Here is a 21971-nt window from a genome sequence, read left to right on the forward strand (position 1 = left end):
AGATGAACAACAATTACAAAATCGCCCTTCTGATCGACTGCGACAACGTCAGTCACCAGTCGGCTGAAGGCGTTCTGCAGGAACTGGCCAAGTATGGTGCTGTGAACGTACGCCATGCTCATGGGAACTGGAATGGCCCCCAACTGAGCGGCTGGATTGAAAAGCTGCACTCGAATGCTATTCGGCCAGTTCAGCAGTTTGCCTATACCACCGGCAAGAACGCTACCGATGCCTCGATGATCATCGATGCCATGGATCTGCTCTACAGCGGAAACGTCGATGCCTTCGCCCTCATGACAAGTGATTCCGACTTTACTCCCCTCGTCATGCGAATTCTTGAGGCCGGCCTACCAGTTTTTGGCTTCGGCGAGCGCAAAACTCCAATGCCCTTCGTCAACGCCTGTTCGCAATTCATCTACACAGAGAACCTGCGCGAAGACCCAGAGGAAACAGACAATACCAGCAACGGCGGCGCCCCAAAGTCGACGGTAGAAACTAAATGGGGACGCAACAAACTTCGAGGCGATACAGTCTTGGTGCGGACTCTTCGAACTGCGGTGGAACAAACGGCTGATGACGATGGTTGGGCCCATCTCGGCGAGGTTGGCAAATACATTTCAAATAACAGCTCCTTCTCCCCCGTGAATTACGGATACAAGAAGCTAAGCGAACTCGTCAGAGCCAGTGAACTCTTTGACATGAGCGTGCGGGATAAGAACGTTTTCTATATCAAAAGCCCCGAAAAATAGGTCTGTCCCAGTTTTCCTGAATCCAGGATTTAAGGCCAGCATGTCGCGCTTCAGCAGTTGCCCTTTTTCGCCTGGCCCGGTGGGCAGAAATGGCCACCAGACTTCAGGTAAGGCCGGCGATCATCGTAGTCATGACGACGGCGATCATGGTCGCGATCGTATTCTCTATGATCTCTGGTGGTAATGGCTGTTCCGGTTGCCGCACCGACGGCACCGCCGAGAATAGCACCATCTCTGCCACCTACCTCGTTGCCGATGGCAGCCCCAATTGCTCCGCCAATACCGCCGCCTAGCGCGGCGTCAGCTGTGTCACCCGCAACGGCCCCCAATGAGGTGGCACTCAGAGATAAAAAAACGAGCAGTGATTTCATTTTCATTGATATAAATCCCATTGTTCAGGTGGTCTGATCTGCCCGGTATGACGGGAAGGAGACCATCTTCTCCATCCTCCCATCAGGCACTTGCCAGTTTTATGAACCATTTGAGAATACCAGAAATACACGCTGCTCCACCTATTACTTTTTGTTTATCTTTCAACATGTTACGAAATTTTAAGGAATGCGCACTCCTTTCAATTGCAGCCACTGGCCGATCTGGACCTGCATCGGATTCGGGTACTTCATGTATGGTAGGCGCACAAAAAACATCGTCACCCGTTACTGCGGCATTGGGATGATTCTGTACCCGTACCTTGCAAGCAGTTCCTGGGAGATGTTGGCAGTGGGTGGAGGGCTGATGTTGGTGCCGCGGCTTGTAGAGATTTAGAGTGCAGCGGGAGAAAATAGCTCTGTCCCAGTTTTCAAAAGGAGCCCGAACACATGGCACAGCAACCCCCGGTCATACTGATAACAGGCGGCGCCCAGGGCATCGGCAAGGGTGTTGCCGCCCATTTCCTGGACAAGGGATGGCGAGTGGTGATCCTGGACCAGAATGCAGACGCCATCAGCGCGTGCAGACAGGATTTCGGCGATCCGAACAACCTGCTACTAATCACCACGGATGTATCCCGCGAGCCCGACGTCGCCTCGGCCGTAGAGGAGGCCGCGCGATGGGGCCAGGGGCTGGACGCTCTGGTCAATAATGCGGGGATCGCAGATCCAGACACTGGCCCCATAGAAATGCTTGAACTGGATCAGTGGCAACGACGAATCGACGTCAACCTGACCGGCGCCTTTTTATTGGCAAAGCACGCGATACCGCACCTGCGCCAACGCCGGGGCAGCATCGTCAACATAGCCTCTACCCGCGCCTTGCAGTCCGAGCCCAATAGCGAGGCGTATGCGGCAACCAAGGGCGCCCTGCTCGCCCTGACCCATGCTCTGGCTGTGAGCCTGGGGCCCGACGTGCGGGCCAACAGCATCAGCCCGGGCTGGATAGATGTCACTGCCTGGCAGGCTGATGCGCCTTCTGAACCGCAGCCTCTTTCCGCTACCGATCATGAGCAACACCCCAGTGGGCGTGTCGGCAAACCCGAGGACGTGGCGGCTATGGTGGCCTACCTGGTGTCGCCGGACGCCCGCTTTGTGACCGGTCAGAACTTCGTGATCGACGGCGGCATGACGCGGAAGATGATTTACGAGGACTAGGCTCCCGCCGAAGCGTTTGTCGCCAAACGTGGCATTCAAGGCGACCGGCTCTGCTATCTATCCCCACATAGCTGAACTAGATTTACTTGATCAGGGATGGGTGCAGAGCGGAGTGGTCTATGCGTATCGAGCGAATGGCCGTATACACGGCGAGCCTGGAATATACTGGAAAAGCCTATGCCTTCGCTGGTGGCCGCTCTCATCAGGCTTTCGAAACGACGGTGGTTGTGCTTTCAACAGACACGGGCCTCGAAGGCTATGGCGAGGTGTGCCCCTGCGGCCCCAACTACATGCCGGCGTTTGCCGAGGGCCTTCCCTCCTGCCTGTCCCTGCTCGCTCCTGAAATACTCGGCCAGGACCCGCGGGAAGTGTCAGTCATCCAGGAACGGATGAATCAGGCCCTTACCGGCCAAGCCGTGGCTAAAGCAGCCATCGATATTGCCTGCTGGGACCTCCTGGGCAAGGTGTCCGGACTTCCGGTTTACACCTTGCTTGGCGGGCTTCAATCGCCCTCCATGCCCTTGCACCGGATTGTGCCACTGGCCGAGCCAGAGGAAATGGAAGAATCACTACGACGTTACCGCGACGAGGGGTTCCGCCACATTCAAATTAAGCTGGGTCATGAGGTTGAAGAAGACATTGACCTGGTTCGCAGGCTTGGCAAACTCAAACAGCCGGATGAGCTCTGGATCGGCGATATCAACGCCGCCTGGCGGCGCGACGAGGCGCTGCGTTTTTCAAAAGCCGTCGAGGATGTGGATATTTACCTGGAACAGCCCTGCCGCAGCTACGAAGAGTGCCTGTCGGTCCGGCGCCGTGCCAGGCATTCGATCAAACTGGACGAGGCTTTCAACACCCTGAATGAGCTCCAGCGCGGCATCAGGGACGACGCCATGGATGCCATTGCCCTAAAGGTCAGCAAATTCGGTGGACTGACGCCATCCCGGATCATTCGCGACGTCTGTGCAGATGCCGGCATACCCATGACGGTAGAAGACGCCTGGGGCAGTGGAATTGCGACGGCGGCTTACGCGCACCTGGCCGCCAGTACATCCCCCAGAGCCTTGTTGAACACCACCGATTTGCACAACTACAACACAGTGCAACTCGCCACAGGCGCCCCGGAAGTCGCCAATGGCCGCATGTGGCTCAGTGATCGACCCGGGCTGGGCGTTACCCCGGACTTTGAGCTGCTTTCCCTGCGGGACGTCTACGAGTGAATGCCAGGGCGCATTTTGCTGTGGGTGTCTGCGATCACGCCGATTTGAATGAGTGGTCAAGCCCCACTTTCACGGTATAGTGCCCCCATGAACTATCCCCAACGCATCGTCTGCCTAACCGAAGAAACCACAGAGACCCTCTACGCCATCGGCGCCGAGCCGGGCGCCAGGGAACGCATCATCGAGAACCCCGAAGACGTCATCGCCCGCCAACCAGACATCATCATCGGTTCCTGGTACGGCCGAAAATTCCGTCCGGAGCAAGTGGCCGAGCGCCCCGGTTGGGCCGAGATACCGGCGCTGGCTTTGGTACTGCTGATTCGGCGGGAACGGGCAGGGGGAAAATAGATCTGTCCCGGATTTTACGGTTTTTAAGATCTTGCGAACGCGGTTATTTGTGGAAACACCACCTCATCATCGCCTTCCTGCCAAGACGGGAGTTTGATCATGGCCTGCAGGAACACTGGATGCTCCAGCCAATCCCTCAGCCATTTCTGTAAATTCGGATAGGGCAGACTGTAAAACACCTCCCGATCGACATGGGCGAACTGGCGTACAAAGGGCATGATGCCAATATCAGCGATGCTGATGTTGCTCCCCAGGAGATACCGGTTCTTGGCTAATAGGCTTTCCAACGCCTGCAAAAACACCTCACCCTTCTGCTGGTAATCCAACTGGGAGAGTTCTGGATGGCGATCCGCGTATTTATAACGATCCAACCAGTGTTTGAATTCGTTATCGTTGCGGTCGATCAGGGCATTAGCGCTTACTAAATCCGTGTTCAACAAACCCTTCGGATCACTCTGCCGCAACGCCCATTCGACGATTTCCCTGCTTTCCTCAATAACGAGCCTCTCGGAACGGTCACCTCCTGCCAGCTCCAGAACAGGAACCGTGCCCTTGGGACTGACCGCCAGCATCTGCGCCGGTTTGTTTTTTAGCACGATCTCCCGCAGCTCCACCGTCAGCCCGGCAAACAAGATCCCGAGCCGAGCGCGCATAGCGTAAGGGCAACGACGGAAAGAATATAAACGAGGCAATGGCACGGTAATAGCGTAGCTCCTGGCTGAATAAACGATGCTGATCATGGAGAAACCAAGCACAATCACCCTGGCCTGTCTTGGCATCAGCTTCTCCTTGCTTTTGAAGCACAGAATCCTCTCTGCGCTGGACGCCGATCTTAACCGTTATAATAGCCCATTCACCAACAACCCGAGCCGAGCCCTATGGCAAAAATTAAAAAGCAGGCACCGTCACCGCAAACCCAGGAGGAAGCCTTGACCATGGCAAAGGCGACTCAGCGACCCCGGCAAAGCAAGGAGCAGACAAAAATGATTGCGCAGGGCATCGAAAAGGGCATTGATCAGTATAAAAAACAGCAAAAAGCCAACGCCCGGGAAAAAGACAAACAGCGCAAAAAAGAACAACACCAAACAGCGACCGAAAGCGCAGAACAAAATCCTGCAAAATTCGAGATCCGCTATCGAACCCAATGTCTACCTTGGGCGCTGCTACTGTTCACCTGGGCTGGAATCGGTCTCTATATATTGGGCTTGGGCCTGGGGGGCTAAACGAATCAATGGCGGCCAGGTTCATGCTGGCGTCTTCGCGGATGGCGGTGTGCAGGCGACCGCAGGTTTCAAAAAATAGATCTGTCCCGGCTTCCACACATAACCGTTTGGTACCATGCATCCACAGCGTAAGGAATACGCCGCCTGACTGTAACGGATTACACATGAAAAGAGCTTCCCTGAAACCTGGCATGAATCGGCACCAGAAAATTCTGTGTGTCATTCTGCTGCCACCTATCATCCTCGCGGTGCCTCATATATTCGGCCCAAAAAACTTCTGCCCCAACCCAGAGGTTGCGACGATCGCGCTATACCTATCGGCATTTGTGGCATTCGCAGTGTCGCTCTGGACTGGCTACCTATGGCACACAGGAAAGATCAACCCAGCACCTCAGTGGTATTCATTGGGCCGTGCCAAGAAATACCTCGCCTTCATTAGCTGCCCCTTATTGCTCTGGTCGGTGCTTCACTTATCCTTCGGTTACACCATCCCGCGCATCTGGACGATGCTGGATAGCGAAACAAGAACGGTAAAGTACCAGGTCACAAAATACCGTGGCGGTGGACGCCATTCATGCAGCTACCAGCTAGAAAGTGATCACCTGGATCGTATGTATTTCGAAATCTGCGTACCCAAAGATTTCTGGTACCGCCTGCCAGACCGACGGTTCATCGCAACCTTCAAAGTTGAACAGTCTTCTTTGGGAATGACATTCGAGGGGACTCGGGACGACTGGGCTGGGCCGCGCTAACCAGTGAGTTCAACCATAAAGGTCAGAACGAGCCGTCTACCGATGACAATCTTCAACTAATCGAACACCCCAAGGTACCAAGCCGCTATAAGCGACACGATAATCGAAACGAAAAAAACTGATACCGGCAGAATCACCCAGAGTTTAAGGCCCATCGGAAGCGCCTCTGCCTCATCGCCCATCCTGGACTCGATCCTAGGACCGATACGAGGAAGGTTACGAAAGATGAAGAAAAAGTAGACATGAACCACCCGCATCCAGCGACCTATTGGGCCATTGCCCCAAACTTCCCGGATGCCGTCCAGTTGTTTGCCGGGTGTTGCAATCCGACTTTCAACTTCCGCAATTTTAGGAAAGAGGAAGGTCAAAATCAGAACGAGCAGAAAAAATCCTCCAAGCACGGAAACGACCAACAATACCTCAGCGATGGCGACGAGTTGCTCACTATTCATGTATCGATTTCCGCACGATTTCACCTGTCGCCTCGCCAACTCCGGCCCCGAAATAGCTACCTCCTGCAGCTCCCAGTCCTCCCACGATAACTACGCAGGCAACGCCACCGATGCCCGCTGAGGTCACAGCAACCATCGTGCAGCCAGCGGCCAAAGCCCCGCCAGCTGCACCAAAACCAGAAGATCCAATCAGTTTTCCACCTTCCCTATAAGCCACAACCTGACACTCCCTCTCGTCGTCCGCAGTGCATGCTTCTTTTATCTTTAGCGCAGACATGGACACATCCAGGGTGATTCCCAGATAGCCCACATTTCGAGCATATCTGGCCCCCGTTGCCAGCCTCTCGTAGTGCGTAGCGTACCCTGGTATGCCCCCCACCCCGGCGGTCTTCCAACTATGCACAATACTCTTAGACGACAACCCCAGTGCCCGCTTCAACTTTGCATCATCATCCAGAGACATGCCCTGACGTGCCACACTTCCCAAAGAAAAATCCAGCTCTTTGAAAAGCGCCCGCCGCTTCTCGAAAAACTCCGGATGGTTGAGATGCCCATGCTTCCGGTAGCTTTCTTGATGAAGCCGCTCAATGTTCTTTAACGTCTTCTCAATGCTGCCAATCTGCTTCCCAACCATGACAGCCCCAGCCCCAAGCCCCGCAGAACCTGTCGAGGTGATAGCCTCCAGCAGATCGTAGTACTTCACGATGAACTGTGCCTCGTCCTGATCCAGTGCCCGCACCTTGGCATTCACCTGCGCAGCCACCTCCATCAAATCAGCTTCTTCCTGGGTGCACTCCATGCCCTCCGGATCACCCAACACAATCATCTCACCGGGCAACACCTGGCCGCCAAGGCCCGGATTCAAGCGGTCAAAGCTGTCAGGCTTCGCAGAAGCGTCACTATAGAGCGCAGCCAACAGAGTGGTCTTGCTCATTGGGCTCTGAACCACATGAAAGCCCGGTTCCACAGTAGTTTCCTGCGATTGATCCTTTGAACCCTGAGCAGACACACCGGACACAACCGGGCCACCTGCAACCGCACCGCCGTCGCCACGGGCTAACCCGTTTGGGTTTGCGGACTGTGGGGACGATAAGGAGCCTATAGCTCCACCATTAGCACGACTAGCATAAGATGCCTCCGCCTTCGAAGCGGGCTTTACTGGGGCGGGTGAAATACCTGAAAACTGGGCGGGCGTATACGTATCACCAATAACCACGCTGCCACTACCAATGGTGACGCCACCGCAGGAAATCGCCCCACCAGTCACGGCGGCAGGAATACCATTGATCAGAACGGTTCCAGAACCAGCAGCTATAGCTCGGGGATGAGGTGGATGCTTGGGTTTGGAATGTGGTGCGAGGGGATCACCAACACGGGCAACAGGTTTGCCATCGATCAACACATCGGGGGAGCCGGCGATCACCGGGGTTGGTGGGAATCCGGAGTGATCCGTACCCACGTCACCTAATAAAACAACTTTCTTGCTCATTCCTTTGCTCCTTCTGTCCTTGAGGGAGATTTATCCATGTTTTTGCAGGATCGCCTTCACTGGCTCCTGTCGCTGTCATGCTAACCAGAATTCCGGCAATAGCCAAGTTGTCCTCAAGCTGCCCAAAAGATCCGTTATCCTCGTTGTTCTGCAATATTCAGGTCATCCATGGACGCACCACACCAGGGACTTCGGCTGGCGCTGGGAGACAATGGATTAACGAGTCGGCCGTCCAGGTAATGCCACGCGGGAAAGTGTGATCGCCGCAGTGATCAAGAGGAAACTGTAGAAAACAAATCTGTCCCGGTTTTCCCAAAATCATCAATAGCCCTCACCGTCATAATAGCCGCAGCGACAGATGAAATGACTAGCGGAATTAGGTCGGCAGGATGGGGGTCATCGGTATACCCATCAAAAAGATCCAACTCAATAACACCTATCAGCCCCTCGAGGATGCCGATAGCTCTATTGTAATCACGATGCAGAGGCTCATTTCTGTCGAGCGGGAAGACGGTATACAGCAATCTTTTTCTCTCGACCTCCAGTAGTTCAAGCTCCCTTTCGAGTGCGGGTTTCAGCTGTTCGAACTCATTACAATACGTCCTAAGCCATCCGCCAGTTTTCCAAGCATTCGCCCATATTTGACCCCAGCCCTCCTCACCAACTCGCCGTTCAAGTTGATAGTATGCCCACCTGAACGCCGATGATTCAGAGATACTCTCATCTCTCCGGGGGACCCCAAAAGTCCCTTCGAAATCAATACAGGTACAGTCTGCGACCTTTAGCAGCTTATGGTATTCTGAATCTGATAGTTTCCCCATACCGCTGCGAATTACGGAAAAAATATCGTGTCGAGCTCGATGATATTGCTTCCCGTCATTGGTTGAATGCCTCTCCAGCATCTCGCCGGCATTACTAAGCACGTGTCTGAGCGGACGTGGGTCAGCACCACCAGCTTCACGATGGTCAGATCGTTCAACTTCTCTAGGCCACTTGGTCCACACGTCCATTGCGCACTGATATAAACCCTTGGTCTGAGCGGAAACCGTTTCCGAAACATCGGCAAGCTTTCGGGATGCTTCGCCATGATGGATAGCAAGTGCGCTTTGCTCGGCAATCGATTGCGACTCGCGACTAACTTTTAGGGAATTAAAAGCAGCGATTGCCGCAGCCACACCAGCGATTGCCGAGAGCGCAGAAGGGGCGAAATCCAACCAGTACTTATAATCCATACACTACTCTCTAGAGAAATTGTGAGATAACACTTTCCGAGTCACCGCGGCAGCATCACTGTCAGCCCATCATAGAGCACTGCCAAAGATTGCCTGATATGCCTGAACGGTTGTCCCCAACGCAATGACCAGAGTGAGGCAAACTATCATTCTCTCCCGCCTAACCTGTGATCGATGGATTCGGAGCTCTTTCTCCCATTCCAGTAATGAGGCCATGCTCTTACCAGTAGGGGTGTAGGTTTTACGGTTTTTGTCGTATTCGATTTCTTGAGTGAACGCCAATGAGTCGATAATTCTGTGGATGTGGCGAAAATACCTTGCCTTTACTTCGCTTGGGAGAAGGAACAAATCCGGGCCTCTAATCTCCCGTGCGACAGATAGACTGTTGATCCCCGATTGACGCTCATCATCAAGCCTGACTATAACCTCGAGCACGGTCTTTCTCTCCCGCAGAAACTTGGTCTTTCGGGAAGCGTTGGCTTTTGAAAATCTATGCCAAAACCAGAGTAGCCAGTGGATTCGTAAGAATCTCGAAAGGGCGGCCACTACGGGACTGGTGTAGGTTGTTTCCGTCTCACCATAAAAATGTCGTATCTCAAACTCGACCGCTTTAATCATGGCTGTCGTTATTGCTTTCGGCTTCTGTCTTCCCTCATTCAGTTTCCTCACGCGCCGGGCGCGAAGCGGTTTATCTGCCTCTGGTTCAACGAGCATTTTCACCGGGTCAGCGCTTTCTTGGGTCTCACCCTCCTCACCTTCACTACTTTGCTCTTTGGGAGTGAAATAGATCCAGTAGGTGTCATAGTTTGAAACCTCTGACGTGATAGTACTGGCATGGGTTTCTTTCTTGAGCAGGTACCGCAACGCATTCATTTGGATGCGCTGTCGCAAGTTCGCCTTTTCCACAGAGCCCTCACTTTCAGATCACAGTGCCTTAGATTAGTCGAATATACCGAACATGCTGGCACTCTGGCCGCCTTTGGCGCCAGCTTTCTCTGGTAAGGTTTAGTACATGCAGCAACATATCCGAGAAGACGCCAGCCTGGCTATGGCAAAGGAAGGCAACGATTATGAACTTGCGACGAGCTTCGCGATCATTGCGGGGCGTACGTCTGAGGAACCACTCGAGGGCACTGTTCTCGAAGCCTGTGTGCAGCATGGCGATCAGTACCTTGTATTCCTGACCGACGACATCCCATTCGAAGACTCGCTCCGGATCCATTTGCTGGACAAAGACCTCAACAGAATCGACACAGTTACACTTGGCGCACCCTACACAACCGGGCACTTTCGTAACCTGACATTCGAGGATTCCGGCGTGATCACTTTTGAGTTTTTCGGGGATTGTGTATGGGAGGTCTCGGTGTCACCGCGAAAGCGGCTGCGCCTTCCCTTTATTTCCGGCCCGAGAGGCGTTTCCTGGCAAAATGGGTGGCGTCACGTTTTGGAACTTAGAGCCAAGAAATAGATCTATCCCGGTTCCCGTTTCCGCTCAGACTGCGCCTACCTCTGGGCTGCGTTTCCCTGATGCTCGGTGTGATTCCGATAGCGCTGGGCATATACACCCAGTCCCTCGCGCTGTTCATCGCCGGTGCTGTGATTGCCGGTATGGGCCAGGGCATCTCATTCCGCGCCGGCATGGGCGCCATCGCCGCGGCCAGCCCTGTGCGGGAGAAGGCAGCGGTAACGTCTGCGTTCTTTGTCGTGGCCTATATCGCTATCTCGGTGCCAGTGATCGGCCTGGGATTGATGGCGAGCATGACCAGCCTGAAGACGACCGGGATCACTTTCGCCGCTGTGATGGGATCACTGGCGGCGCTGGCTTTGGTGCTGCTGGTTCGGCGGGAGCGGGCAGGGGGGAAATAGATCTGTCCCGGGTTTTCTGTGCCTGGCCAGCGATCAACGCGCGATAACGGCTTGAGGATCTATGTTGAGGGGGCGGTCGCCTCCAGGACTTCGAGACGCATTTTGCTATGGGTAGCTGCGATCACTCCGAGTTGCATTCTCCGCCGCCTCGACTTTCACTGAGCAATATTGTCCAAGATATCCGCCGAGCCTAGCGGTAGAGTATGGATAAATCGGGTCACAACCTTATCTTCGGGAGATTGTGGTGGAACAGGACAGCCAGTTTCGATTCGTCAAAAGCGAGCACCTGCCCGGTCTGACCTTACTGCAGGCGGCGATGGATGGCTTTGCATACGACCGGCATGCGCACGAAGAGCATTCCTTTGGCGTTACCCTCGCCGGGCGCCAGGATTTTTTCAGCGGTGGTGCCAACCACCACAGCATGCCCGGCAATATCATCCAGTTTAACCCGGGTGAGGTACATGACGGCTGTTCCGGCGGTGACGACCCGCTGAACTACGTCATGATCTATGTTCCTGTTAGCGAACTTGAACCCCTGGTGGCTACCGCTGCTGGCCGCGAACAAGCCACCGATTTCAGGGTAAACGAAACCCTGATGCAGGACCAGACTCTACGCGAGGCGATTCTGGAACTGGCCCGGCTGATCAGCAACAAAGTCGGCAGCCGGATAGAACAGGAACACGCACTTTACCAAATCGCCTCCCGCGTAACCCAGCGCGCTGGCCGGTTCGAGGCTGATGACATCACCCGAAGGGCCGATGTGCTGCTGGAACGTGCGCGGGAATTTATCCAGGCCCACGTAACCGAGGATCTGGCACTGGAAGACATCAGCGAAGCCGCAAACCTGTCCAAATACCACTTCCTGCGCCTGTTCCGGAAGCAGTTTGGTATTACCCCGCATCAGTACGTGGTGAACTGTCGCATCAATGCGGCACGCCATGCGCTGGATACCGGTGACTCACTCAACGACGTGGTCTACCGCTATGGTTTCGCGGACCTGAGCCACTTCAACCGGCGCTTCAAGCGCATCTACGGAATGACGCCCCGGCAATACCAGGCAAGCATCGCTTCATAAAGCCCGGCGCCTGCGCTAATAGGAAAACCCCATGATTGAGATCTTTGCTTATGCCATAGGCGTAATGTACACGCCTGGGCCCGTGAACCTGCTCGGCCTGAATGCCGGGCTGAACGGCCACGCCCGCGCTTCCACCGGATACTATTTCGGAGTGGCTTCGGCCATGCTCATACTGTTCCTGTTATTCGGCTGGCTGGGATCAACCTTCATCGGTGGTGATGTCCTGATGTTCCTCAGCATGCTGGGCTGCGCGTACATCACCATACTCGCCGTCAAGATATTCAAAGCCAGTGTTACGCTTGGCAAAGACAGTACAACCGAGCGCCCGCTCCGTTATCGGCAAGGGCTGATCCTGCAACTGCTGAACCCAAAGGGCATCGTTGCCACACTACCCATCGCCACAATCCAGTTCCCGGGCGCGGGCATACATGGAATCGGCATTCTTTTATGGTCTCTGGCTCTCACGGTATTGGCCATTGGCGCACCCGGAAGCTATGCCCTGATCGGCCATTTTCTGGGCAATCGCATCACAACCCCGGCTTTCTTCACATGGTTTAACCGTGTGATGGCAGTACTGCTGTTTTACGTGGCGGCATCGATTGCTTATGAGTTTGTCTACCTGCCGCTTTTTGGTTAGTGCAGCCTTTACGACAGGTTACTTTCGTACCCTGAAGTGCAATGATTCCTGGTGGGTCTCGCGACCTTTTTTCGAGAATCGGAGGAAGCTGTGCCACAGGTAGTCGAAACCACCGACGAAATCGGAGTTCGGGAGCAGCGGGATATTCTTGTTCTTTCGTTCAATCAGATTTCAGAACCAACGCCCCTGTCAGACGAATCCTGGAAAAACATTCCATATCGCTCGATGATTCTGCAGTGGCTAGAGGCTAACGAGTTTGCTTGGGAAATGTGCATTCATTGCTCCCCCGGAACAATAGTGACCTCATACAAGGGGGATATCTACATCGATCTCCCGCCCGACCCTCAATGCCAGCGCTATCAACGACTGTTGGAGTTTCTCGAAGACGAGGAGGAAAACTGCCGGTTCCCGGGTGTTTCCTTTTGGCGTATGCCTTTGTCTTTGTCCCAGACGCTGTACGACCAGCGGCAGGCACTGGCTGATCAATAGTAGTGCTGCCGCAAATTATCAGTCATACACTTGCGACTGAATGTGAAGCTGCGAAAAAGGTCCCCTTCATCACAACCCTGACAGGTTCACCCGCCCATTCGATCTCCGTATCGACCATTCCTACGCTGCGGAAACCGTGTGGATTTTTGAACGGGCTGTCCTCAAAGTGGTCTTGAAGGGCCTGTCGGAAATCCCGGAAAAATGCCTCCGGCTTCCCGCCTCCGCTATTCATTGATGTCCATACACCAAAAACCAATCCCACTCTTCTAAGATTCGTCATGTCAGCATCAACCGGCATCTTGGCCAGTTGTTCGTTTAGAGTTCCAAGCCTGTCGGTCACACTTTTTTGTGAATATTGAGGGTAAATGACCTTTACCTCCATATGATGACTTAATCTTCCTCTCGAATAGACCGAAATATCCCTGCGCCCTTCTTCGCCGATAGCATAGTCTCCCTTTTTACTTTTAAGGCTCTTCGTATCCGGTGAATTTAAAATTGCTCGTATCTCGGCATTGAGCCATTGTTCACAAGCACAATCCATTAGTCTGAATGCCACGGCCTCTTGCCTTTCTGCCATATTTCTTTGAACGTCATAGAAGTTGCCTTTCGTATTCGCCACGCTACCTCCGCTGCCACTGGCCACTAACCAGCGGTGTTTTTATCTAAAGATCAAAAAGCCATTCCAAACCGAAGCGTACAAGAAAATCTTGAGCACAACCTGGACTGTTTCGCGGTCGCCATGCCAGTCCCAAGAAGCAAAGCAGTTACCGAATTGGCGGGTCGGTGGTCTAGTCTCAGCCCCAGGATCACCGTTGCGTTGCCTCCCACAATCTTACCAACAAGATTATCAATGGATTCAAGCTGGCCAATATTGAAATCAGGCCCAGCCGCAACGTGCACGATCAATCCCTGGGCCGAGCTGAGATCGCATAGATCGAGCATCGGGTGCGTTACTGCCTGATAGAGCGCAGATTCAAGACTGTTTTCGCCCTCGGCCTTTCCAATTCCCACTGCCGAAAATCCCCTCTGGCTCAGAACTGTTCGAACTTTCGAAAAATCAGAGTTAATCAGACCATGGCTATTTGTAATGTCACAAATTCCCTTAACCACATTCGCCAGAATATCTGAGCTAGCGTTGAGCATATCCGTCATGCGAACGTTCATACATGACCGCCAAGTGATGTCACCATTGGCCATGACGACCGTTGAATTTACCAACTCCCCCAGTCGCCGCAGCGCAACTTCCGCTTCATCATGGCGACCGGCATCTTCAAAACCGAAAGGCGTACTCACAAGCGCCACGCTTGTAGCGGCGATTTCGCTGGCCGCAGATGCCGCGAGGAGCGACAATTTCGTTGACGCTTTTTCTCCCAGCGCCCCGACGATCACCAGAAGTTCTGCTTCATCAAATGCCTTTTCAACACGCTGTTTCAGCCCTGAAACTCTTTCGCCCGGTTCCTCACGACCGTCCAGCGCTCCCAGTTCGGAGAGTTCTTCTTCGCCCACTTGAACGATCTTTCCTGCCTCCGATTCGCGAGCAGTCGTGCTATCAGGCGTCAGAAGGACGCAATCCTTCTTCCTGGCGCCGTTTAGAACCAACGTGTCAATAATACCGGCCCCAAAGCCGTCAATCCCAACGATTCTGAGCACTCCACTCATAACAGCCTCCACAGTGAACAGCGTGCTCGGCTTGTCATAGCCGATTCATGGGCTATTCTCCCGGCATTGGCGACAAATTCTGTCGCCTGCTCAAGCCCGATAACCCGAACATATTCAAACTAGATATGAGGCATGCATGAGCGACGTCGCTATGCGTTGGCTGGAAATGCTCCGGCTGATACCGAGATCACCCAGAAAAATTGACGCGCTAGCCCTTCAAAGCAAACTGGCTGAACAGGGATATAGAATTGGCCTGCGATCATTGCAGCGTGATCTCCAGGATGCCAGCCGACGCTTTCCGTTGCTCTGTGATGAAGAGCAACGCCCTTTCCGTTGGTACTATCCCAGGGACTATGTGTTCGATCTTCCGGCAATGACACCACCAGTGGCCTTGGCATTCTCGCTTTTAAACCAACATACGGCGCACCTCCTCCCGTTAACGGCAAAAGAGCAACTTATGCCCTGGTTTAGCCGGGCCAACGCGGTACTGGATGCTCAACCTAATGGACTTTCCGAATGGCGGGATAAAGTGAGAGTCATTCCGGACTGGATGCCGACCTTACCCCCGACGATAGATCCAGTTGTGCTAGAAACCATACACACGGCATTGCTACAGAGGGTGCAGTTCGAAGGTTGGTACCAGGGTCGGCGGGATTTGGAACCCAAGCAGCTCACAGTAAACCCGCTTGCGCTCGTGTCCAGCCGACAAACGTTTTATGTGGTAGGCACGCTTTGGTCGTATGAAGACCCCGTCCAGCTTGCAGTACACCGATTTACAGAGGTTGAGCAGCATGGAATTTCAGCACGCAATCTCGAGGCCTTCGATATCGACAGCTACATACAAAGCGGAGCATTCGGAGTGACAAAGGGAGATCCCATTCGTGTGAAGCTCAGATTCGAGAACACCGCAGGGCTCCATGTAAAAGAAATGCCAATCAGCAATGACCAGCACATTGCTCCCGACGGGGATGACCACTTCATACTGACCGCCACCGTACCCAATAATCTGATGTTGCGATGGTGGATTGCCAGTTTTGAAGATCGGGTTGAACTTATTGAACCTGCGCTTGCTCCGAAAAAATCTGGCTGAAAACCTAACTCTACAAAATAGATCTGTCCCGGTTACGCCACCGCAGGAAATCGCTCCACCCGTCACGGCAGCAGGAATACCACTGGTCAGAACGGTTTCAGAGCAGGCGGCTATAGCTCGGGGGTGAGGTGGATGCTCGGGTTTGGAGTGTGGCGCGAGGCGATCACCGGGGTTGGTGGGAACCCGGAGTGATCAGTACCCACGTCACCTAATAAAACAACTTTCTTGCTCATTCCTTTGCTCCTTCTGTCCTTGAGGGAGATTTATCCATCTTTGCGCAGGATCGCCTTCACTGGCTCCTGCCGCTGATATAACAACCAGAGTTTCTAAAATAACCAGGCAGGGATCAAGCCGCGCGAGGAGAGCCGTTATCCTCATCGGCCTGCAAAGTCCAGGTCATCCCCAAAGCGCGCCCCGCTTTAACAAGCGTTGTGATGGTTACACCAGTATCCTTCTCATCAAGAAGTCGATTAACCACCGTCCGGCTGGTATGCATCTTCTGGGCGAGCTGGGACTTGTTTACGCCGGCGTGCCCCATCGCCTGCTGAATCTGCCAGACAATTACCCGTTTCAACGCTTCGGCTTCTGCTTGCTCAAGCGTGCCGTCGGATTCCAGCAGATCATCGAGAGAGCTGCCAACGTGTTTGTGCTGTGTCATTTTCCTGCTCCCATTCAGACAAGATCTTTCTTTCGATCTCTTGCCTTCGCCAACTCTTGATCCGGTGTTTTCTGAGTCTTTTTGATAAAGCCGTTCAGCAATACCATATCGCCGCGAAACATCGTGAATATGACTCGTGCAATCCGACTGTTCGAGAGATCGCTGCGAACCTCCCACAAGTCTGAATTGGCTTTGCCCGAGAACCCCCTCACCAGCGGCATTCCCAGTGGCCAACCATATTCCACCGTTTTCAGGTCCGTCCCGATCACGGAACGATCATCCTTATCCAGCTTCAGTAACCACTCTTTGACCGGCTCTCGACCTTTGGCTGTTCTGTAAAATACAACGTTAACCGTTTTCCTTGTCATACAACCCCTTCCTTGGTGAAAGCCAGTGTACCTAAATAGGTACAACCCTACCAGCCTTATACTGACCCATCATGTTTTTCACCATTTTACAATTGAACGCCCAACGAACAGGCATGAACCGGAATCACTGCTAGGCTTAGTTAGGAAACTAAAACAAATAAAAGCATGGAGCGCCCAGCGATGCCCCGTCCCGATTTCCTCACTGGCGGAGAGCCAGCACGCCTTATCCCGATAACACCAGACAGCGCCAGAGAACAGAAATCCGTCTCCGTGATCTTGTCAGGCCTGCGCTCAGTGCTCGAGCTAAGGCAGTCCCTGCTGAAATCCCTGGGAGTACGCGTCGGAACCAGCGCCACCCTTGAAGCGTGGATAGAGCCGGTATTCCAGAACGAGGACAAGAAAGCCGTCAAGAACAAAGACCGACCTGACGGCCTCCTGATTCTTCGCACCGGCCGGCGCGAATGGCGGGCGCTGATAGAAGCCAAGGTCGGCAACGACACTATTGGCGAGGAACAAGTATCGCGCTACCTCCAGCAGGCAAAGAACCACAAACTGGATGCCGTGATCACCATCACCAACCAGTTTGCAGCACTCCCGACACACCACCCCGTAAAACTCCCGAAGAACGCCACCAAGTCCGTCGCTCTCTTTCACTGGTCATGGGCCTTCATCCGAACCCAATGCCAGCTCCTGCTCAAAAACGATGGCGTTGAAGACGAGGACCAGGTATTCATCCTCAGCGAAATACTGCGCTACCTCGAAAGCGACCGCTCCGGCATCAGCCACTTCGACCAGATGAATGCGGAGTGGAAAGACGTCGTCAACAAAGTGAAGAGCAACGCCCCACTCGCCAAAACCAGCGATGAGGTTCAGAACACCATCGCAGCCTGGCACCAGGAACAACGAGACCTCTGCTTGATCATGTCCCGACTTACCGGCAGCGACGTTTCCCTGAAACTGAAAAACGACCACCGCCTGGACCCTGCCAAACGCCTGAAGGACGATGCCGATGCCTTCTGCAAAGCACCGACACTGAATTGCGCACTCCACATCATCAACGCAGCGGCGGACCTGGAAGTAACGGCCGACCTTCAGCGGCGAATGATTTACTGCTCAATGCGCCTTACGGCACCGAAAGACAAACAAAGCACCAAAGCCAGGGTTAACTGGCTCTTACGACAATTGAAGAAGACCGCGCCCGGCGGATTCTTCATTCGCGCCACCAGACCTGGCAAGGCAGAAACGACCTACCAAGCGCTGAAAGACTTGCGGGACTCACCGGAGTTGCTGGAATCGGATACCTCCAATACTGCCGCCACGACGCTGGAAGTTGTTTACGAGGTTGATCTTGCCGGGAAATTCAGTGGGCGGAAGGTGTTTGTTGAGGAGTTGGAGAAAGCAGTGCCCCATTTTTATCAGGAGGCTGGGCAGATGCTGAAGGCTTGGACTCCGCCACCTCCGAAAATCTCGAAAACTGAAAGTGAGCCGAAACCCCGAGGTGAGGAACTAACACTCGAAAAATAGATCTGTCCCGGTTTTCCGTATCTGGATGAAACTAATGCTGCCATTAATCGGTGCTTGAGAATGGTGAAAATAGTTGGCACGAAAGAGCTTGGCATAAAGCATTCAACCGGATGGAAATCTTGGTTGCCAAACGGTATCGGAAGTTTTTCAAGAGTCCAAAGACCTCAGCGAGGCAATCAGAAAAAAATAGATCTGAAATTTCCCATGATGATTTCACAATGAATTGAGGGCTTCATGTCTTTTGCAGGCCAATGGATTGGAACATACGCTGGAGTTGCCAGTGGGCACCTGGTCGTAAACATTGATGATGTAGGCGATCATTACGAGGGCAATGCATCAGTACTGCCGTATACTCGGTCTATTCCTAGCTCCATATTCCAGTTCCGGACACCTTCGAAAGCGACAAGCCAGAACTTTTCAGCTTTTACGACGCCCATTCACCCTCACACTCTACAGCCTGCGCTTTGGGAAAATATCAAAGAGCTGTTTTCTGAAGATGTTCAGCACGCGCAGTCAGTGCATGCGCAAATTGAATTGAAGAATGGGCAAGTGCATCTTCAAGGAAGGACGGAAATTGGCCCTTATAATGCTGTTCTCGACAAGGCCGAGGCGAGTGGGGAATCTCGTGTTCCGGGAGAAAAGCTATCTTGGGCCCAATTCAAGAATAAAATCTCAGCATTACCCAAAACTGGTTTTTTGTTCAGAGGGCAGGCCCATCCGTGGAAACTCTGCACCTCCTATCATCGGGGCGGCCGGTATCGTTTAAGCCAGTTTATATCTAAAGACGTCAGACAGTTGCATCAAAAACTAAGTAGCCTGACCGAACATTATTTCGACCTTTCTAAACCCGAGCAGAACGGAGCGTTTTATAGCTTGCTGCAGCATCATGGGTATCCAACTCCACTTCTAGACTGGTCATATTCTCCGTATGTCGCGGCTTTTTTTGCGTTCAGAGGCATTTCGAAATCAAGCATGCTTCAGAATGGAGAAGTAAGAATCTACCTCTTCAACCATCAAGAGTGGGTAAACAGACTCCAACAATCACCCGTCCTTGACCCCCCACTTCCCCACGTTTCTGTCATGGAATTCATCTCGATTGCTAATCCTCGTCAGGTACCTCAGCAAGCAGTGACCACAGCTTCAAACATCGTTGATATCGAGACATACATTGCGAACATTGAGGGCGCCAATAGTAGGAAGTTCCTGACAGCGATCGACATTCCTGCAAGCGAGAGGGATGCCGCGATGGCAGAGCTGCGGTTCATGGGTATCACAGCTGGTTCCATGTTTCCCGGTATCGAAGGAGTTTGTGAAGAAATGAAAGAGATGAACTTCGAAAGATAAAAGCCCAATCAAGGACAGCAAACCTATGGCAGTCGACGTTAACCGAAGTACAGGGGGGTGTTGGTAGTAACCCAAGTTAGCATTGAGCCAATAGAGAATTCGTAACAATAAATCTGTCCCTGTTTTTTTTGGGCAGCGCCTGAGACCGTCTCGAAACCCGCTCGCCCCAAACTGTCCATCCAGCGCCTGAACGTGCCAGCGGAAGTCCACGGTGTATTTATTCCCGCCGCCATTGCCGGTTTCGCAGGCTTCGCCATGTGCGGCTTCTTCACATCCATTGCCCAGGCGATGATGGGCAAGGTTCTGGGCTACGACAATCGGTTGTTGATCGGCGTTGTGGCCGGCAGCGTCTTCATCGCCTCAACCCTGGGTCAGTTCCTGCAGGGCGCACTGCCGCTCAGGCTGCGCCTACCTCTGGGCTGCGTTTCCCTGATGCTCGGTGTGATTCCCATAGCGCTAGGCATATATACCCAGTCCCTCGCGCTGTTCATCGGCGGTGCCGTGATTGCCGGTATGGGCCAGGGCACCTCATTCCGCGCCGGCATGAGCGTCATCGCCGCGGCCAGCCCTACGAGGGAGAAGGCAGCGGTGACGTCCACGTTCTTTGTCGTGGTCTATATCGCCATCTCGGTGCCGGTGATCGGCCTGGGATTGATGGCGAGCACGACTGAAGACAACCGGGATCACTTTCGCCGCTGTGATGGGATCACTGGCGGCGCTGGCTTTGGTACTGCTGATTCGGCGGGAACGGGCAGGGGGAAAATAGATCTGTCCCGGTTTTCATTACAGGCCGCGGCTGATTAACTCGTGAACGACCTTAGCAGACAGAATACAACCAATCCTGTGAAAGTGATCGCCTTTGTTCTTAGTTCCGTCATCAACAACAGTTTTTGCGCTAAAAAACCTTGGTTGCGAGACAGACAGTCTTGCTGCCTCGTATAACGCAAACGACTCCATCTCAAAAGCTGTATTTTTCCGATGTTGTTCTTTAATTATGTCTGTCATCGCCGCATCGGCTACAACAGCACTCCCGCTGGATGCCGGAGCCAGAAAAATATTGCAATCCAAAAACTCCTTCTCAGGTGGTATTTCACTCTTTGCAGGTCGGATATCCTGTAAAATAAGTGCCTTGAACGTTGGATCCTGCAACACCTCTTTTATTCTAAGCCTCACATGATGACCGATTTGTACGCTATTGACCTCAGGAACGAATCCATCAACACTCCATTTTCCAAAATCATGTTGATGGCAGCTTTCTGGGATTACAACATCATAAATATTGGCTTTTCCAGAAATTCCCGCGCAAATACCACTCATGCAGACTGTCCGAGGGGAGAAAAGATCAATAGCACGCGAGGTAGTAATAGCACAGCTAACCAGCCCCATCCTTGGCGGGCAAACGATCACACCAGAATTGGCTCCTATATTTATTTCTCTGCACTCCAACCCGTGAACAGCCTGGACGGCACCGACGTTATGGCCAGCCTCCATGAAACCGTCGACCTCCTTTGCCAATGCACAAACGATTACAAAATCGTAGGTTTTAAAAGGAACGCATTTTTTAACTTTATCTTCCAGAGATTTTTTCCAAGCATCATTATCATAAGAAAAGGTAACCACGGAAATGTCTTTCTGGTTTAATTCCTTGAAACCCGATTCAGCCGCCTCATCAAACTGCGTCAGAGCCACGATAGGAACACGAAAATTCCTACAATTGTGGTCCCTTGCTACGTCTATAATCTCCATAGTCAAATTTTCTGGATCTCGATCGACACCAAATCTAGGAACGACTAAATCTACAACAATCAGGTCGAAATCATCTCTTTCTAAGTTCTTAAAAAAGCATTGAAAATCAGAGCATGAACTTAATTCGATATTATCGACAGAATCATTCAGGACCTGAATAATTGAATCTAATTTTTCGGCATTATCCTCTAAAACCAAAATCTTCATAATTCTCCAGCAGTCCTTTTAACTTTTGTTTCCAACGATTGCACCCCTCAGAATATTCAATGCACTCCAAAACATCACAACCCAATAGTTCCCTTATTTGCTCGCTAGCTTCTTCAACAGGAAAAAACCTGCCCGCAATCTCGATCTCAGGATATTGCGTAACGACAACACAAAGGTCACCGCGGCCCAAAGCATCAATCTCAAGCAAAATGTCTAAGCCCCCGGAAAGCAAAGACATAGGCGCCCCTCCTCCCGAA

The 21971-nt window shown here is 52.8% G+C and carries 27 protein-coding genes; 16 read left to right on the plus strand and 11 right to left on the minus strand.

What is annotated here, in order from left to right:
• Positions 1 to 2 precede the first annotated feature (2 nt).
• The 5 genes from B3M52_RS03470 (at position 3) to B3M52_RS03490 (ending at position 3903) form a co-directional block, all read left to right on the plus strand.
• A complete protein-coding gene (locus B3M52_RS03470; protein ID WP_286748764.1) occupies positions 3 to 749 on the plus strand; it encodes an NYN domain-containing protein in 747 nt (248 codons plus the stop codon).
• A gap of 89 nt (positions 750 to 838) precedes the next feature.
• Positions 839 to 1042, plus strand: a complete 204-nt coding sequence (locus tag B3M52_RS03475) for a hypothetical protein (protein ID WP_286748766.1) — start codon at positions 839 to 841, stop codon at positions 1040 to 1042.
• A 525-nt stretch (positions 1043 to 1567) separates the two neighbouring features.
• Positions 1568 to 2335, plus strand: coding sequence for an SDR family oxidoreductase (locus tag B3M52_RS03480; RefSeq protein WP_286748767.1), 768 nt, complete (start codon positions 1568 to 1570; stop codon positions 2333 to 2335).
• Positions 2336 to 2454: 119 nt separating this feature from the next.
• A complete protein-coding gene (locus tag B3M52_RS03485; protein ID WP_199447068.1) occupies positions 2455 to 3555 on the plus strand; it encodes a mandelate racemase/muconate lactonizing enzyme family protein in 1101 nt (366 codons plus the stop codon).
• Positions 3556 to 3642: 87 nt separating this feature from the next.
• The gene (locus tag B3M52_RS03490) at positions 3643 to 3903 is read left to right on the plus strand and encodes an ABC transporter substrate-binding protein (RefSeq protein ID WP_227663804.1); all 261 of its coding nucleotides are present in this window, start codon (positions 3643 to 3645) and stop codon (positions 3901 to 3903) included.
• Positions 3904 to 3926: 23 nt separating this feature from the next.
• On the opposite strand, the gene B3M52_RS03495 is transcribed toward B3M52_RS03490, so the two are convergent.
• Positions 3927 to 4643, minus strand: coding sequence for a glutathione S-transferase (locus tag B3M52_RS03495; RefSeq protein WP_199447257.1), 717 nt, complete (start codon positions 4641 to 4643; stop codon positions 3927 to 3929).
• Between the two features lie 138 nt (positions 4644 to 4781).
• Here B3M52_RS03495 and B3M52_RS03500 point away from each other — a divergent pair, with 138 nt between their 5' ends.
• Both B3M52_RS03500 and B3M52_RS03505 read left to right on the plus strand, forming a co-directional pair.
• Entirely contained in the window at positions 4782 to 5126 is a 345-nt protein-coding gene (locus tag B3M52_RS03500; protein WP_199447067.1) for a DUF2956 domain-containing protein, read from the plus strand.
• 164 nt (positions 5127 to 5290) lie between these two features.
• Positions 5291 to 5878, plus strand: coding sequence for a hypothetical protein (locus B3M52_RS03505; protein WP_286748773.1), 588 nt, complete (start codon positions 5291 to 5293; stop codon positions 5876 to 5878).
• 56 nt (positions 5879 to 5934) lie between these two features.
• Here B3M52_RS03505 and B3M52_RS03510 read toward each other — a convergent pair whose 3' ends face one another.
• From B3M52_RS03510 to B3M52_RS03525, 4 genes are all read right to left on the minus strand, one after another.
• Positions 5935 to 6330: a hypothetical protein gene (locus B3M52_RS03510; protein WP_286748775.1), complete on the minus strand. Its 396-nt coding sequence runs from the start codon at positions 6328 to 6330 to the stop codon at positions 5935 to 5937.
• The gene (locus tag B3M52_RS03515) at positions 6323 to 7819 is read right to left on the minus strand and encodes a type VI secretion system PAAR protein (RefSeq protein ID WP_286748776.1); all 1497 of its coding nucleotides are present in this window, start codon (positions 7817 to 7819) and stop codon (positions 6323 to 6325) included. Before B3M52_RS03515 ends, B3M52_RS03510 begins: the two co-directional genes overlap by 8 nt.
• Before the next feature lie 272 nt (positions 7820 to 8091).
• Entirely contained in the window at positions 8092 to 9051 is a 960-nt protein-coding gene (locus B3M52_RS03520) for a hypothetical protein (RefSeq protein WP_286748778.1), read from the minus strand.
• 69 nt (positions 9052 to 9120) lie between these two features.
• Entirely contained in the window at positions 9121 to 9942 is an 822-nt protein-coding gene (locus B3M52_RS03525; protein ID WP_286748781.1) for a hypothetical protein, read from the minus strand.
• 121 nt (positions 9943 to 10063) lie between these two features.
• On the opposite strand from B3M52_RS03525, the gene B3M52_RS03530 reads away from it, so the two are divergent.
• The 5 genes from B3M52_RS03530 to B3M52_RS03550 all read left to right on the plus strand — a co-directional run bounded on the left by B3M52_RS03530 (position 10064) and on the right by B3M52_RS03550 (position 13118).
• Complete coding sequence (locus tag B3M52_RS03530) at positions 10064 to 10519, plus strand: hypothetical protein (protein ID WP_286748783.1); 456 nt, start codon at positions 10064 to 10066, stop codon at positions 10517 to 10519.
• Positions 10520 to 10578: 59 nt separating this feature from the next.
• Positions 10579 to 10917 carry a hypothetical protein gene (locus B3M52_RS03535; RefSeq protein ID WP_286748785.1) on the plus strand — a complete coding sequence of 113 codons (339 nt, stop codon included), beginning with the start codon at positions 10579 to 10581 and terminating at the stop codon, positions 10915 to 10917.
• A 244-nt stretch (positions 10918 to 11161) separates the two neighbouring features.
• Positions 11162 to 11992 carry an AraC family transcriptional regulator gene (locus tag B3M52_RS03540; protein WP_213479587.1) on the plus strand — a complete coding sequence of 277 codons (831 nt, stop codon included), beginning with the start codon at positions 11162 to 11164 and terminating at the stop codon, positions 11990 to 11992.
• A gap of 31 nt (positions 11993 to 12023) precedes the next feature.
• The gene (locus B3M52_RS03545) at positions 12024 to 12629 is read left to right on the plus strand and encodes a LysE family translocator (RefSeq protein WP_286748787.1); all 606 of its coding nucleotides are present in this window, start codon (positions 12024 to 12026) and stop codon (positions 12627 to 12629) included.
• A 90-nt stretch (positions 12630 to 12719) separates the two neighbouring features.
• The gene (locus B3M52_RS03550) at positions 12720 to 13118 is read left to right on the plus strand and encodes a hypothetical protein (protein ID WP_286748789.1); all 399 of its coding nucleotides are present in this window, start codon (positions 12720 to 12722) and stop codon (positions 13116 to 13118) included.
• Positions 13119 to 13140: 22 nt separating this feature from the next.
• Here the strand turns inward: B3M52_RS03550 and B3M52_RS03555 are convergent, their stop codons facing one another.
• Both B3M52_RS03555 and B3M52_RS03560 read right to left on the minus strand, forming a co-directional pair.
• Positions 13141 to 13737, minus strand: coding sequence for a hypothetical protein (locus B3M52_RS03555; RefSeq protein WP_213479590.1), 597 nt, complete (start codon positions 13735 to 13737; stop codon positions 13141 to 13143).
• A 50-nt stretch (positions 13738 to 13787) separates the two neighbouring features.
• Positions 13788 to 14777, minus strand: coding sequence for a hypothetical protein (locus B3M52_RS03560; RefSeq protein WP_286748792.1), 990 nt, complete (start codon positions 14775 to 14777; stop codon positions 13788 to 13790).
• A gap of 136 nt (positions 14778 to 14913) precedes the next feature.
• On the opposite strand from B3M52_RS03560, the gene B3M52_RS03565 reads away from it, so the two are divergent.
• Positions 14914 to 15867, plus strand: a complete 954-nt coding sequence (locus B3M52_RS03565) for a helix-turn-helix transcriptional regulator (RefSeq protein WP_213479592.1) — start codon at positions 14914 to 14916, stop codon at positions 15865 to 15867.
• Between the two features lie 346 nt (positions 15868 to 16213).
• Here B3M52_RS03565 and B3M52_RS03570 read toward each other — a convergent pair whose 3' ends face one another.
• A complete protein-coding gene (locus B3M52_RS03570; protein ID WP_286748794.1) occupies positions 16214 to 16525 on the minus strand; it encodes a helix-turn-helix domain-containing protein in 312 nt (103 codons plus the stop codon).
• Between the two features lie 14 nt (positions 16526 to 16539).
• Positions 16540 to 16893, minus strand: a complete 354-nt coding sequence (locus B3M52_RS03575; protein ID WP_199447063.1) for a type II toxin-antitoxin system RelE/ParE family toxin — start codon at positions 16891 to 16893, stop codon at positions 16540 to 16542.
• Between the two features lie 180 nt (positions 16894 to 17073).
• Here B3M52_RS03575 and B3M52_RS03580 point away from each other — a divergent pair, with 180 nt between their 5' ends.
• From B3M52_RS03580 to B3M52_RS03590, 3 genes are all read left to right on the plus strand, one after another.
• Complete coding sequence (locus B3M52_RS03580; RefSeq protein ID WP_286748796.1) at positions 17074 to 18417, plus strand: hypothetical protein; 1344 nt, start codon at positions 17074 to 17076, stop codon at positions 18415 to 18417.
• Between the two features lie 234 nt (positions 18418 to 18651).
• Positions 18652 to 19761, plus strand: a complete 1110-nt coding sequence (locus B3M52_RS03585) for an FRG domain-containing protein (RefSeq protein ID WP_286748798.1) — start codon at positions 18652 to 18654, stop codon at positions 19759 to 19761.
• Between the two features lie 186 nt (positions 19762 to 19947).
• Positions 19948 to 20565, plus strand: coding sequence for a hypothetical protein (locus tag B3M52_RS03590; RefSeq protein ID WP_339664748.1), 618 nt, complete (start codon positions 19948 to 19950; stop codon positions 20563 to 20565).
• On the opposite strand, the gene B3M52_RS03595 is transcribed toward B3M52_RS03590, so the two are convergent.
• On the minus strand, positions 20545 to 21714 hold the full coding sequence (locus B3M52_RS03595; protein ID WP_286748802.1) for a hypothetical protein: 1170 nt from the start codon (positions 21712 to 21714) through the stop codon (positions 20545 to 20547). The two genes, B3M52_RS03590 and B3M52_RS03595, sit on opposite strands and share 21 nt — an antisense overlap.
• Positions 21689 to 21952: a hypothetical protein gene (locus B3M52_RS03600; protein ID WP_286748805.1), complete on the minus strand. Its 264-nt coding sequence runs from the start codon at positions 21950 to 21952 to the stop codon at positions 21689 to 21691. Before B3M52_RS03600 ends, B3M52_RS03595 begins: the two co-directional genes overlap by 26 nt.
• Positions 21953 to 21971: the final 19 nt, after the last annotated feature.

This window comes from Marinobacter sp. UBA2688 (assembly GCF_002352785.1).
Taxonomy (GTDB): Bacteria; Pseudomonadota; Gammaproteobacteria; order Pseudomonadales; family Oleiphilaceae; genus Marinobacter; species Marinobacter salarius.

Coding starts and splice junctions, on each gene's coding strand:
- B3M52_RS03470 (WP_286748764.1), top strand. CDS start 3: ATGAACAACAATTACAAAATCGCCCTTCTGATCGACTGCGACAACGTC.
- B3M52_RS03475 (WP_286748766.1), top strand. CDS start 839: ATGGCCACCAGACTTCAGGTAAGGCCGGCGATCATCGTAGTCATGACG.
- B3M52_RS03480 (WP_286748767.1), top strand. CDS start 1,568: ATGGCACAGCAACCCCCGGTCATACTGATAACAGGCGGCGCCCAGGGC.
- B3M52_RS03485 (WP_199447068.1), top strand. CDS start 2,455: ATGCGTATCGAGCGAATGGCCGTATACACGGCGAGCCTGGAATATACT.
- B3M52_RS03490 (WP_227663804.1), top strand. CDS start 3,643: ATGAACTATCCCCAACGCATCGTCTGCCTAACCGAAGAAACCACAGAG.
- B3M52_RS03495 (WP_199447257.1), bottom strand. CDS start 4,643: ATGATCAGCATCGTTTATTCAGCCAGGAGCTACGCTATTACCGTGCCA.
- B3M52_RS03500 (WP_199447067.1), top strand. CDS start 4,782: ATGGCAAAAATTAAAAAGCAGGCACCGTCACCGCAAACCCAGGAGGAA.
- B3M52_RS03505 (WP_286748773.1), top strand. CDS start 5,291: ATGAAAAGAGCTTCCCTGAAACCTGGCATGAATCGGCACCAGAAAATT.
- B3M52_RS03510 (WP_286748775.1), bottom strand. CDS start 6,330: ATGAATAGTGAGCAACTCGTCGCCATCGCTGAGGTATTGTTGGTCGTT.
- B3M52_RS03515 (WP_286748776.1), bottom strand. CDS start 7,819: ATGAGCAAGAAAGTTGTTTTATTAGGTGACGTGGGTACGGATCACTCC.
- B3M52_RS03520 (WP_286748778.1), bottom strand. CDS start 9,051: ATGGATTATAAGTACTGGTTGGATTTCGCCCCTTCTGCGCTCTCGGCA.
- B3M52_RS03530 (WP_286748783.1), top strand. CDS start 10,064: ATGCAGCAACATATCCGAGAAGACGCCAGCCTGGCTATGGCAAAGGAA.
- B3M52_RS03535 (WP_286748785.1), top strand. CDS start 10,579: ATGCTCGGTGTGATTCCGATAGCGCTGGGCATATACACCCAGTCCCTC.
- B3M52_RS03545 (WP_286748787.1), top strand. CDS start 12,024: ATGATTGAGATCTTTGCTTATGCCATAGGCGTAATGTACACGCCTGGG.
- B3M52_RS03560 (WP_286748792.1), bottom strand. CDS start 14,777: ATGAGTGGAGTGCTCAGAATCGTTGGGATTGACGGCTTTGGGGCCGGT.
- B3M52_RS03565 (WP_213479592.1), top strand. CDS start 14,914: ATGAGCGACGTCGCTATGCGTTGGCTGGAAATGCTCCGGCTGATACCG.
- B3M52_RS03570 (WP_286748794.1), bottom strand. CDS start 16,525: ATGACACAGCACAAACACGTTGGCAGCTCTCTCGATGATCTGCTGGAA.
- B3M52_RS03575 (WP_199447063.1), bottom strand. CDS start 16,893: ATGACAAGGAAAACGGTTAACGTTGTATTTTACAGAACAGCCAAAGGT.
- B3M52_RS03580 (WP_286748796.1), top strand. CDS start 17,074: ATGCCCCGTCCCGATTTCCTCACTGGCGGAGAGCCAGCACGCCTTATC.
- B3M52_RS03585 (WP_286748798.1), top strand. CDS start 18,652: ATGTCTTTTGCAGGCCAATGGATTGGAACATACGCTGGAGTTGCCAGT.
- B3M52_RS03595 (WP_286748802.1), bottom strand. CDS start 21,714: ATGAAGATTTTGGTTTTAGAGGATAATGCCGAAAAATTAGATTCAATT.
- B3M52_RS03600 (WP_286748805.1), bottom strand. CDS start 21,952: ATGTCTTTGCTTTCCGGGGGCTTAGACATTTTGCTTGAGATTGATGCT.